Source organism: uncultured Mucilaginibacter sp. (assembly GCF_937859865.1).
Taxonomy (GTDB): Bacteria; Bacteroidota; Bacteroidia; order Sphingobacteriales; family Sphingobacteriaceae; genus Mucilaginibacter_A.
The window spans coordinates 5997-17990 of record NZ_CALMAT010000173.1 but is presented as its reverse complement, the minus strand read 5'-3'; the positions used below and the strand labels follow the sequence as shown (position 1 = coordinate 17990).

The window sequence follows — 11994 nt, the reverse complement described above, 5'->3', positions numbered from 1 at the left end:
GCTTGCTTAACTGGTGCAGGTTTTCGGCCTCGTAACCGCGCGAAAAAGGAAGCTGGTTAGAAAAAAGGCTGATCCCGTTTGCACCGTTGTTTTTTTGAAAAGCCGCATTCAAAACAAAACTATTGTTTTTAAATAAGCCCGGAAAGTAGAAATAAGCGTTGGCCAACACCTGGTTTGCGCTATAATTGGTAAGTGCAGTTTTGTAACTCAAACTGATGTTTTGCGCCAAACTCGGATAAATTTGCTGGTAAGCACGCTGATTTTGACTGCTAAACGTAAGCGCGTTGCTAAGATAACTGTAAGACCGTGTGCCCAATTGCGACTGAAAAAAGCCCGTGTATTTGCTTTGGTTGTACACATAATTGCTGCCCAAACGTAAGTTGCTGGTCGTGCGGCCGTTGCTAAAAGTTAAAGGAATCGAAAAACCGCCCTGCACTTGCGTTTCGTTCCAATAAACATCGCGGCCCTGATATAAAGACCTTCGATCGAAAGTATAATTTACGCCGCCGGATAAATACGGGAACAAAGCGCCATAAACGGCATCAAAACCCAACTCTTTGTAGCCTTCGTTGCGGTTGTAAGTGCCGTACAATTCGGATTGAAATGTGTTGAGGATGTTTTCGCCAACTAAAGAAAGCGTATAATCCGGATCGTTGAATGAAGGGATTAAACTGTGAAAATTGAACAAATGCGAAAGCCCGCCATATTTTTTAGTGGTAAAAGAAGTATTCGGAACGGCAGCCAATAAGTCGGCATTGTTTTTCTCCAAGTCAGTAATGTTTAGATCAGCAGGGTTTGCAGCTAAAACATTTTCGGAAACGGGTTGAAAAGTAATTTCATTTTTTTCGATTAGATGAACCTGAAAACCGGCAGAAGTAAAACTATTATACAAAATGGCGTGGTTGTTTACGGTTGCTTGGTAGTTGCCAATTTCTGTGTTTAAAGCTTTATTTTCAAGCTGATACAGTTTTTTGGTTGATAAAAGAAGCATATACAAAATGTCGTTTTTCTCCGCGGCAGCCGTAAAAAAAACCGAATCTTTTTGGATGGTTGGAAAGCCAATCACCCGAAAACTGTAAGGCGTTAAATTTTGAACACGGCCATTTGCAAGATTAATTTCCGCCAAACTCATCATGCCTTTTGGGTTTCTTACGGCGGAAATTACCGTTTCTGCATCCAAAAATTTTGGATAAGTGTAGATGAGGTTTTGCGGGTTCGGTACTTTTTGAAGCACTTTCCCGCTTTTTACATCAATTAAATGCAGTTGGCTTTTTCCCTGCGGGGATTGCAAAACGGCGATTACGGTTTTTCCGTCCTCACTCAAATCCGGCGAAAAATACTTACTTCTTTTACCGATGCTTTTTTGGGTTCCGGTTGCCACATCCAGCAGTTGCAAGGTGCTGTAATCTTTGTAGCCCCAGCGCAAATCCGGCCGGTAACTTGCGTAAACAATTTTGCCGTTGCGGTACGAAAACTGGTTGTCCAGCGAAGCATCACGAATGCGGATTTCCTTTTCCTCGTTGCCCGATTTCAGCATAAAACGGTGCACTTTGCTGTACGATGATTTTACATAGATAAAAGAAGTATCGTTGATAAAAGCCGGAAATTCCTGATCGGACACAAAATGTTTGGCTTGTTTTTGCGGTTGGTCTTCTGCCGAAAACTGCTGCTTAAAATAATCCAACGCACGTGTTCTAAACTGCGGATAACTAACGCCAGCATACTTTTTTACGGCTCCTCGGAAAGTGGTTTTTACGGCTGCGGCATCGTGCGTTACTTTTTTCCAAAAATCATTGCCGTATTTTTCGCGGCCGTAAGCCACCAACATGTAGCCCAAGGGATAATGATCGGGCACGAAATCCTGGTACGAACCGTTGCGCAACTTCATCCAACTGTAATTCTTGCCTGCCGACCAAAGTGCGCGGTAACCATTGTAATAAAAAGGCAAACGGCCGCGGCCCTGCCGGCTCACCAAAGTTTCGTTGTAAACCGCATCGCCTTCGTAAAACCAGTTGGGCACGGTTAAGGTGCTGAGGACAGCTTGCCCGCCTTCGCCAAAAATGGTGTGGAAGAGTTTGGTCAGGCCGACATCAAAATTGTTGTATTGCTGCACGTGCCTAAACTCATGGATCGCGAGTTGTTCTGGCCAGGGCAAGCTGCCCAGTTCAAAACTGTTTTGGTCGGGCGTTAAATAATATTCGCTTCGGAAAGGCGCCAAACCCACATAACCGTTAGAAACCGTAGTTTGGTTTTGCAGCACGATGTTGATCTTTTTTTGCCGGAAACCAATCGTCGGCGCAATATCTTTGTTCATAAAAGATATGATATTGGCCACGCGGAAAGCCGAAGAATCTAAACCTTTTGGAAAAATAACCCGTGCTGCCGGTGTATTAATTTGCTGCCATTGGATGGAAGGCGGGTTGCCGCCGAAAGTTTGGGCATGTAGTTGATGTATAAAAAAGGTGGGTAAAAACAGTATGGCGGCGAATTTGGAAAAGGCAGACATTTAAGAGATTGATTTGCGCGAGGGAAATTAAACATATTTTCTCTTGTACGTTCTTTTGCTTGATCAAAAGAACCAAAAATCAAGAATGCCGGATCGCCTCCGGGCGGCATTCCTCCCACCGCTCCTGGGCGGCTACCTGCAAGCGGCCCTGCCAGTTTCAACAAAAACAAGATCTTTTATTTTCGATCTACCTAATTTATGCCGATAAAAGAAGCATTTGTAAAAATATCTTTATCAAATTGCAAGATAACACCTGGACATTCCAAAGCTATAGGTCTCCGCTTAGGCGCGGAAAGGCCGGACAAAACGCCCGAAAGGATCGGGTTTGTCTTGATTTTTTGGTTTTTTTTCATCAAGGAAAAAGAACGTTAAGAAAAGATTTGCTTCAACCATAACCTAAACTTATGCACTAAATTCCCTCTACACTCCAATGACAAGCCCTTCCGTAAAACTCTTAACTTTGCGGCTTGTTCTAATTTCATCATGGCTACAGTTTCAATCAATTTAACAACCGGTTCTATCCAGCAGGAAGAGATTATTGTCGGGATTGATCTCGGCACCACCAATTCGCTGGTTGCTTTTATCAACCCTGATAAAAACCCGCAGGTTATCAACGATACCGGCAAAGGAGTTTTAGTTCCTTCGGTGATCCATTTTGGTGCGCAGGGCGAAATTACGGTTGGGAACGAAGCCAAAAGCTATTTGATCAACGATCCGCAGAATACCATTTTTTCAGTGAAGCGTTTGCTGGGCCGTTCTTACAAAGACGTAGCCGATTACCAGAACTTTTTCTCCTACAAAATTATTGACGATGATACCGAAAGCTTAGTCAAAATTAAAGTGGGCGATGCTTTTTTTACCCCGGTAGAATTGTCGGGACTGATTTTGAAAGAACTGAAAGAACGTGCAGAACACGCCATCAAAACGCCGGTAAACCGCGCCGTCATCACCGTTCCGGCTTACTTTAACGATTCGCAACGGCAAGCCACGCGCGATGCCGGAAAACTGGCCGGTTTGGATGTGCTGCGGATTGTGAACGAACCAACGGCTGCAAGTTTGGCTTATGGCATCGGCTTAAATCCCGAAGAAACCAAAACCATTGCGGTTTATGATTTGGGCGGAGGCACGTTTGATGTTTCCATCCTGCAAATCCAAAATGGGATTTTCGAAGTTTTGGCAACCAATGGCAACACGTTTCTGGGCGGCGATGATTTTGACCGTTTGATTGTGAACTATTGGATCGAGAAAAACAACCTCCAAAACCAGCCCGGTTTGCCGCAGCAGGAATTGCGTTTGAAAGCCGAAGAAGCCAAAAAAGCGTTTGCCCACCAAAGTTTGTTCAACGAAAAAATAGGGGATATCTGGTGTACGATTGACCGGACAACTTTTGAGCAACTCATTTTGCCCAAAGTTGAAGAAACGATACAAAGCTGTCGGCTTGCGCTAAAAGATGCAGGTTTAGAAATCAGTCAGATTGATGAAGTGGTGATGGTTGGCGGTTCTACGCGCACGGCTTTGGTAAAAAGAAAAGTGGCCGAATTTTTTAATCGTCCCGTTCATGATGAAGTAAACCCGGATGAAGTAGTTGCTTTGGGCGCGGCCATTCAGGCTGATATTTTGGCCGGAAACCGAACCGATATTTTGTTGTTGGATGTTACGCCGCTTTCGCTGGGTATCGAAACGATGGGTGGTTTGATGGACGTGATCATCCCTCGCAACGCAAAAATCCCGACCAAAGCCGGAAGGCAATACACCACTTCGATTGACGGGCAAGTGAATATGAAAATTGCCGTTTATCAGGGTGAGCGCGATTTGGTGAAAGAAAACCGCAAGCTGGCCGAATTTGACCTGAAAGGGATTCCTTCTATGCCCGCCGGTTTCCCCAAAGTTGATATTAATTTTTTGCTGAATGCAGACGGGATTTTAACGATCCAGGCTGTTGAACAACGATCCGGCGTAAAACAACAAGTGGAAGTAAAACCGGCCTACGGTTTAACCGATGCCGAAGTAGAGCAAATGCTAATGGACAGCATCACGCACGCGCAAGACGATGTGCAGCAACGGATGCTGATTGAAGCCCGCACCGAAGGCGAACAAATGGTTTACACGGTGGAACGCTTCATTCAAAAAAACGTGGAATATTTGGCAGCAACCGAAATTACCGACACGTTGAAACTGATTGCCGAACTGAAAGAATCTTTAACCTTGGGCGATAAAGATTTGATTTTGAAAAGGATTGATACGTTGAACGAATTTACGCGCCCATTTGCCGAACGCTTGATGGACCAGGCGGTTAGTACGGCGATGCGGGGCAAAAGTGTAGAATAGTTGGAAAACCAATGATGCACCAAAATTTTACCTATAAAAACAGTATCGCTACTGTAATCATTGCAGCAATTGCCTGGTTTGCCGTCATCATGCAGTTTCTGATTTCTGTTCCGGAGTACATGCAAAAAGGGGAAACGCTCGCTGGAAGCATAGTGCATTTGGCCAGTTACTTTACCATCCTCACCAATATTCTGGTTGCCGTTAGTTTAACTTCGGTTTTATTGTTTCCTGAAACTTTTATCGGTCGGTTTTTCTCTAAAATTTCTTCGGCTACGGCTATTGCGGTTTACATTACGATTGTGGCTTTGGTTTATAATTTGGTGCTGCGGCCGTTTTGGAGCGCGAAAGGGGCCTTCAAAACAAATGACGAACTGCTACATGTCGTCGTTCCGGCTTTATACCTTTTAAACTGGTTGTTCTTTCTGCCCAAAAAAGGCTTGGTTTGGAAGCAATTGCCCAACTGGCTTATTTTTCCGTTGTGCTATTTGTTTTATGTGATTATCCGAGGCGCGTTGACCGGTTTTTATCCATACTTTTTTGTGGACGTAAAAAGGTTTGGTTACGCGGCCGTCGCTTTAAATGCTTTTGTACTGTTGATCGTTTTTGCGGTTTTTTGTGCGATGTTTATTTCTATTGGCAGGAAGATGATCTCTAAAAAACCCGTTTCATAGCGATGCTTCTTTTACCGGCATAAAAAAAGCACCTGTTTTGGCAGGTGCTTTTTCAGTTTCAATCAAAAAATTGATTATTCGTTACCGGCTGCTTCTCTAATCGCCTGGTCTTCTTTCAGTTTATCCACGTTATTGGTTGTGCTGAATTTATCGGTGTTGCCGGCAAAGTATTCCAAAATATCGGCAATGGCATCCAAATTATCACTGATGCGCTGGTGCATGTCCGGCAAATCTTTTTCTAAGCGTTTGTCGCCCAAATCAATATTGTCCACTTCAATTTTTCCTAATTTTTGTACAATAGCCTGCTGGCTGTTTTTTAAATCTTCCAGTTCATGAACGATTTTTTCCATTGCGGCAAATTTTTTCAACGTATCCATAATGCTTCTTTTATCGGTATAATTTATGTGTTGTGTATCAAACTAACGCTGCTTTTCTAATAAAGTTTCATCCGGCCAACCTACAGCAAATGGCTTTCGATGCCGTCTTCTATCGCTTGCATGGTTTCCATCGGTAGTTTTTCGCCGCCCAACTGGTAACAATGGCCGTGCTGGTCGAACTTGATTTTGGTTTGGTGTCCGCCGTCAAAATACGTTTCGTAATCTTCGCCGTTGGGTTCAATGCGGCATAAAACTTTTTCGCCGTTATAGTGGATGTAAAATTCAAAAGGTTCGGCTTCCATAATTTTTAGGTTGATAAGTGAATGACGTAAATCGAACCTGATGTCGGCTCATTACGAAGATATTTGTTTAGATAAGAACAAGCAAAAATTAGCAAATTAATTATAGTAAGCTGGGATTTTCTTAAAATCAACTTAAAAAATCACAATTTTAATAGCTGCTTTTCGGATTTCTTGCAAATCAGACCTTAGTTTTCCAAGTTCGCTTTCTATATCCCGAAGTCTTAAATCAAAATTGCAATTTTGCCGTTCGTTCTCCAGGTCATGGATCATACCCTCATAAGTTCGAATGCCACGTTTTGATTCAATGTTATGGATGATGCTTTTTGCAAAAACCACCAAGACCCAGCATAAGGGAGGGGTTGAAATGGATATAAAGTTTCTTAATGCGCCTGACGGTATATAAGCAGCGCCGGCCTCAAAACAAGTTATTAACGTAGCCAGAAAAGTTCCATCCTTTTGATTCTTCAACTGCTTAGTAAGCTCCTGATCCACTAAATTTACAAACTAAGCAGCTCTTTTCTTTGTGATACACGATCTTGATTGGTGGAAATAGTTACCCGTTTATCACCTTTAATAAAAGTTATTTTATCTGAATATTTAGCTTTATGGTAAGCGTTATAAGCTATTACCAAAGAAATAATACCAGAGATCAGACAAATTATTGCGATGATGATTGTTGCGGCGGTTCCCATTTTTATTTACAGCAGAAGTTTAATTTGTAAAAGAAGTGTGTATGGATTTTGTATATTTTGTTTTGATATTCAAATATATATTTAATTAAATCTCTTATCAAATATTTTGTTTTGATAAGCCTTTGATTTTAAGGGAGCCGACGACGGGAATCGAACCTGCGACCTACTCATTACGAATGAGTTGCTCTACCAACTGAGCTACGTCGGCTTTTTGTGTTTTTGTTGTTGCGCCTTGCTGTCATTCGATCCTGAAAGATCTTCAAAACCACCATACTTCTTTTATGCCGGTAAAAATAGGATTAAATCTTTTTTATTCGTACACAAAATTGTTCGGGCCGTTTACGCTTAGCGAAACAACAAGTGCTTTCAGCTTTTCGATATAATCACTCAGCTCGGCGGCCGTATTTTGTTTTTCGGCTTCCATGTCCGGCTGGTTTACTTCGTGCAAATGCCGGGCGGTTGTTTGCAATAAACTCCGGCGCTCTTCCAGCCTGCGGATAGTGGTCCACAATGATTCTTCCAGCGTTTCCGATTGCTTGTCCAACAGCAGTTTCTCAGTATAAACATGGCCGGTAAAACAGCGGTAACGGTGCAGGCCGCCATGGTTCAGCATAAACAAACTGCCGCCGCAATCCGGGCAGGTATAATCGCTTTGGGTGCCAATGGTTTTCAGTTGGTCTATACTGCTTGCCATGTTTTCGGTCATCTCGGCTTCCGTCCTGATGTCTTCAGGCACTATGGCTGCGGGTTTTTCGGGTTTCGATTTCATATCATCCAATATATAGCCCATATCTGCTATCGGCACGCGGTAATCTACCTCTACATGGTTTAAAACATTGGTGGGCATATCTCCAAATTGCGCTTCCTCCGGCTCTTGCACGATGCAAACGCCACCGCACCTTTTAATAGCCATCATGCCGGCCGTGCCATCGTCCAACAAACCGGTTAAAATGATACCGATCGTACTGGAATTAAAAACCACTGCTGCCGAACGGAACAATACATCAATAGAAGGGCGCCAACGGTTTTCGTGCGGGCCTTTAATGAAATGGATCGTTTGATCGGATGAGATCAGCATATGAAAATCCGGCTTGGCAATGTAAATATGCCCGGCTTGTACCTGCTCCCCATTTTCCGGAATGCTGCAGGCAAATTCTGTCCTTTTTTGTAAATGTTGTACCAAAACGTTGCCCAATGAATGGCGTGAAACATGCAAAACCACCAAAATGGCGGCATCCAGGTTTTGTGGTATTTTTTCTAACAACTGGCTGATGGCCTGCAAACCGCCTGCCGATGCACCAACTACAATTACTGATTTAACTGGGTTCATGATCTATTAATATTCCAATTAAATTAATGTTTTAGGCTGATCTGAACAATTGTGCCTGTTTGTGGTGATGATTCAATGTTTAAAGTGCCTTTATATAAACGCAAACGGTTTTTAATGCTGCTTAAACCTATTCCTTTTGGTGTTTCTGCTAAATGGTTACTGTCAAAACCGATGCCATTATCTGCAACGGTAATAAATGTGTTTTTCGTTTTTTTGATTACCTCGATACTAATGTTGCTGGCCTGTGCATGTTTGATGCTGTTGTTTACCAATTCTTGCACCATGCGGAAAATATTAAGCTGTGTTTGAAAAGGCAAAGTTTTACAAGTGTGGCTTACTTTGGTATCCACCTTGAGTTTGTTGTTGGATAGCCGCCCGGCCATATCTTCTAAAGTGGCTGCCAGGCCAAAATCTGTTAAAATGGATGGTGCCAACTCAAAGGAAATGTTGCGGATATCACGGATGCTTTGGTTTAGCAATTGCATCAAATAATCAAATAAATGTTCTTCTTTTGAGGTTTTAAACTGGTCAATGTTAAGTTTAACGGCATATAGCATTTGTGCAATGCCGTTGTGCAGCACCTCGCTGATCCTTTTCTTTTCATTTTCTTCGGCTTGTAAACCTGCCGAAAGGATCATTTGCTGCTGCTCCTCTTTAATGTGCGAAGCTTCCATTTCCATCATCATTTTATCGCTGATATCGGTAAAAGTGCCGATAAAGCGCTTTTTCTGCTGCTGGTCTGTAACTACCTGCGCCCGGGCCTGCACATATTTTAAACCTTGGTTATAAGAACTGACCCGAAACCTGATGTTAAATTCTTTTTCCCAGATAATTGCCTGCCGGATATCATGATCTACATTTTTACGGTCGTGCTGATAAACTCCGTTGATAAGTGTTTCATACTTACCGTCAAAGCTGCCTTTTTCAAGGCCATATAAGGCGAGGCAAAAATCATCAAAGTAAATTTTGCCTGTTACAGTATCAATTTCCCAAATGCCGGCAGAAGAAGCTTCCAAAGCAATTTCCAGCGTTTTGTTGGCTTCCTGTAGTTTTTGCTCGGCTTGCTGCTTTGCGGTAAAATCAGTTATGGTTAAATAACAGTTTGGGTTTAAAGTTGAATCTTTGACTGCGATGCCATCAATCTGCACATTTAATATGTCCTGGTTTTTTTTAATCAAACGGATAGAACATGTTTGCGCATCGGGCGAAGTAAACAAATTTTTAAAATAAATGTAAAACCTATCCCGGTCTTCCGGGTGAATGTTCAGTAAAAATAGTTTGCCAACCATACTGTTTTTATCGGCATCAAATAATTTAATGCCGGCATAATTAACGTTCTGGGTAATTCCGGCTTGGCTGATTACAAAATAACTGATAGGTGCCAGTTCAAATAAATTGCTGAAATTGATACGGCTCTGCTCCAGTTCAACCATGGCGTTTTGCAGTTCGTCATTCTGCATCTCCAGTTCTATTTGCTGTACCCGTAATTCGTGGAAGAGCCGTTTCACTTCCATCATTTGAACACTTCTGTTGCTGTTTTTATCAGCAGAAATTAACTGTTCAGCTTTTTCCCGCAGGATGTCGAGCATTGTGTTTTCTTTTAACATTTTTATATCCGTTAAGCTGGCTTCTCATCGTTAATAACAATCAAATTAAGCAATATTTCGCCGGTAAGCTCATCTACCGAAGGCAAACTTGTAAAACTTAATTGTTTTTTCCCGATCACCGGAAATTCGAGGTTTAAGGTAACCAGCAAGTCCTCTTGTTGTACGTTCCTGATCATGTTGTCCAACCGTGTTGTTTTCCACAAATCATGCGCCAGGGCAGAAAAACCCAAGCCCTGTAATTGCTGTTCGTCCATTTTAAAAAACTCTAAAAAAGCTGGGTTTGCAGCAAGCACTTCTTGTTTATTATTAAATAAAATAGCAGGCGTTTGTATTTGGTTCATCAACGTTTTTGAATAATTAATCAGTGTTTTGAGCCTATGTTCCATTATTTTTAAGGAACTGATATTGGTAAACGTTAACACAGCGCCGCTGATAAAATTATCCATAGTGCGGTAAGGCATAATGCGCAAATTGTACCAAACGTTTTTATTCGTTTTAATTTCTATTTCTTTTGGCGCCAAACTTTCGATTACGTTGATGATAATCTTTTTAAAATCGGGCAAATCAAAATTGAATTTAATATCGGTGATGGAACGGCCGGTATCCGAAGCAATTACGTTAAACAAAGCCTTTACCTGCGGCGTATAACGTAAAATTATCAACTGGTTGTCCAGGAAAATAGTGCCAATCTCAGTACTGTCCAGCAGGTTTTTCATGTCGTTGTTCAGCCGCGTCAGTTCTTCGGCTTTGGCCTGATAAGAGACGTTCGTGGTCATCAGCTCTTCGTTGAGCGATTGCATTTCCTCTTTCGTGGTCAGTGATTCTTCGTTCGTGCTTTGCAGTTCTTCATTGGTGCTTTGCAGTTCTTCGTTGGTTGATTTTAGTTCTTCCAGCGAAGTTTCCATTTGTTCAATCGTACTGTGCAGTTGCTGTTTGGTGTATTCCAGTTCTTTCAGTAACTCTTCGGTCATCAGGCTTTGCCCGTTGTGGTTCTGTTTTGTATTTTTTTTAGTTGATGCTTTTTTTACCAGCCCTTTATCTTCCAACACAATCAGCGTAAAACCTTGCAGCTCGGAGTTGTTAAAAATGCAGGTTTTCAGGTTTACCAAGCGCGTTTGGCCGTCTTCCTTGATCTTAATATCGTTTATCGCAATTAATGTTTGCTGCGACCGTGCCTGGTAAACGGCATTGCGCAAAACGTTTTTCAATTCTTCGCGCATCATTTCAAAAACGTTCATGGCTGCCTCGCCCGGGTTCAGTTCTAAAAACTTGCCGGTTTTGCCGTTGATGTACAAGATATCGCCTCGTTCGTTTACCAATAACGAAACCGGCGTAAAAGATTCGAGCAAAAAGCGGTTAAAGCTTTCTAACATTGATTTTTTTCCGGCCGTTTTTGGTTCTTCTGTTTTTTGGGCGTTGCCAAAGTATTGGCGGGAAATGTTGAACTGAAAATCCATGACTTTATTGGCTGTTTGCGAGCCTGCCTTTCGTTCAAATATTTTCCATTTCGGCTCTACGGGCACAAAAAGGTCGATAAAGCCACCGATGGTTTCGGCCGGTCCAAGCATCAAAATCCCGGTCTGGGTTAACGAGTAATGGAAAATCGGCATCAGCTTTTTCTGAAGTTCGGCATTTAAGTAGATCAGCACGTTGCGGCACGACAATAAATCCAGGCGGGTAAAAGGAGCATCCTTGATAAGGTTGTGCTGGGCAAAAACCAGCATTTCGCGCAGTTCTTTTTTTACCTGATATTTTTCGTTCCGTTTGATAAAAAAACGTTCCAACCGCTCGGGCGAAACATCGGCCATAATGTTGCTGTTGTATGTTCCGGAGCGTGCGATTTCTATCGCCTGAATATCCAAATCGGTTGCAAAAATCTGGATCTTGGGCGTGTGTTTGCTGTTTAGCAGCGTGTAACATTCCATCAGCAAAATGGCAATCGTGTAGGCTTCTTCGCCGGTAGAGCAGCCGGCCACCCAAACCCTTACCGGTTCGTTGTTGGTTTTTAAGTGAAGGATGGGCAACAGTTTTTCTTTCAGCGATTCGTAAGCCTGGCCGTCCCTGAAAAATTTGGTTACGCCAATCAGCAATTCTTTAAAAAGGGCATCAAGCTCGTGTGGGTTTTCGCGCAAAAAACCGATGTAGCCGGTGTAGTCCGAAAGTTGGTGCAAGGCCAAACGG

At 42.5% G+C, this 11994-nt stretch carries 10 protein-coding genes, 1 tRNA gene and 1 pseudogene (1 of these 12 cut by a window edge); 2 read left to right on the top strand and 10 right to left on the bottom strand.

The window, feature by feature from the left end:
* The coding region (locus Q0192_RS18150; RefSeq protein ID WP_299291820.1) for a hypothetical protein at positions 1-2506 on the bottom strand (2506 nt) is incomplete at its 3' end.
* Between the two features lie 191 nt (positions 2507-2697).
* Positions 2698-2859 (bottom strand): hypothetical protein, encoded by a 162-nt coding sequence (locus tag Q0192_RS18145; RefSeq protein ID WP_299291817.1) that lies wholly within the window; start codon positions 2857-2859, stop codon positions 2698-2700.
* Between the two features lie 130 nt (positions 2860-2989).
* On the opposite strand from Q0192_RS18145, the gene hscA reads away from it, so the two are divergent.
* Positions 2990-4834, top strand: coding sequence for a Fe-S protein assembly chaperone HscA (hscA, locus tag Q0192_RS18140; protein ID WP_299291815.1), 1845 nt, complete (start codon positions 2990-2992; stop codon positions 4832-4834).
* Between the two features lie 11 nt (positions 4835-4845).
* On the top strand, positions 4846-5505 hold the full coding sequence (locus Q0192_RS18135) for a Pr6Pr family membrane protein (RefSeq protein WP_299291813.1): 660 nt from the start codon (positions 4846-4848) through the stop codon (positions 5503-5505).
* A gap of 74 nt (positions 5506-5579) precedes the next feature.
* On the opposite strand, the gene Q0192_RS18130 is transcribed toward Q0192_RS18135, so the two are convergent.
* The 8 genes and pseudogenes from Q0192_RS18130 to Q0192_RS18095 form a co-directional block, all read right to left on the bottom strand.
* A complete protein-coding gene (locus Q0192_RS18130; protein WP_299291810.1) occupies positions 5580-5882 on the bottom strand; it encodes a hypothetical protein in 303 nt (100 codons plus the stop codon).
* Between the two features lie 80 nt (positions 5883-5962).
* The gene (locus tag Q0192_RS18125) at positions 5963-6184 is read right to left on the bottom strand and encodes a hypothetical protein (RefSeq protein ID WP_299291808.1); all 222 of its coding nucleotides are present in this window, start codon (positions 6182-6184) and stop codon (positions 5963-5965) included.
* Positions 6185-6316: 132 nt separating this feature from the next.
* The gene (locus Q0192_RS18120) at positions 6317-6652 is read right to left on the bottom strand and encodes a hypothetical protein (RefSeq protein ID WP_299291806.1); all 336 of its coding nucleotides are present in this window, start codon (positions 6650-6652) and stop codon (positions 6317-6319) included.
* Positions 6653-6681: 29 nt separating this feature from the next.
* A complete protein-coding gene (locus Q0192_RS18115; protein ID WP_299291804.1) occupies positions 6682-6876 on the bottom strand; it encodes a hypothetical protein in 195 nt (64 codons plus the stop codon).
* Positions 6877-7011: 135 nt separating this feature from the next.
* A tRNA-Thr gene (locus Q0192_RS18110) sits at positions 7012-7084 on the bottom strand.
* 102 nt (positions 7085-7186) lie between these two features.
* Positions 7187-8206: a chemotaxis protein CheB gene (locus Q0192_RS18105; protein ID WP_299291802.1), complete on the bottom strand. Its 1020-nt coding sequence runs from the start codon at positions 8204-8206 to the stop codon at positions 7187-7189.
* 23 nt (positions 8207-8229) lie between these two features.
* On the bottom strand, positions 8230-9813 hold the full coding sequence (locus tag Q0192_RS18100; RefSeq protein WP_299291800.1) for a PAS domain-containing protein: 1584 nt from the start codon (positions 9811-9813) through the stop codon (positions 8230-8232).
* A gap of 11 nt (positions 9814-9824) precedes the next feature.
* Positions 9825-11994 (bottom strand): annotated as a pseudogene (locus tag Q0192_RS18095) (chemotaxis protein CheB); it runs 806 nt beyond the window's last position.

Excerpts from the sequence above, each read along its gene's own strand:
- Q0192_RS18145 (WP_299291817.1), bottom strand. The coding sequence starts at position 2,859 with ATGAAAAAAAACCAAAAAATCAAGACAAACCCGATCCTTTCGGGCGTT.
- hscA (WP_299291815.1), top strand. The coding sequence starts at position 2,990 with ATGGCTACAGTTTCAATCAATTTAACAACCGGTTCTATCCAGCAGGAA.
- Q0192_RS18135 (WP_299291813.1), top strand. The coding sequence starts at position 4,846 with ATGATGCACCAAAATTTTACCTATAAAAACAGTATCGCTACTGTAATC.
- Q0192_RS18130 (WP_299291810.1), bottom strand. The coding sequence starts at position 5,882 with ATGGATACGTTGAAAAAATTTGCCGCAATGGAAAAAATCGTTCATGAA.
- Q0192_RS18125 (WP_299291808.1), bottom strand. The coding sequence starts at position 6,184 with ATGGAAGCCGAACCTTTTGAATTTTACATCCACTATAACGGCGAAAAA.
- Q0192_RS18115 (WP_299291804.1), bottom strand. The coding sequence starts at position 6,876 with ATGGGAACCGCCGCAACAATCATCATCGCAATAATTTGTCTGATCTCT.
- Q0192_RS18105 (WP_299291802.1), bottom strand. The coding sequence starts at position 8,206 with ATGAACCCAGTTAAATCAGTAATTGTAGTTGGTGCATCGGCAGGCGGT.
- Q0192_RS18100 (WP_299291800.1), bottom strand. The coding sequence starts at position 9,813 with ATGTTAAAAGAAAACACAATGCTCGACATCCTGCGGGAAAAAGCTGAA.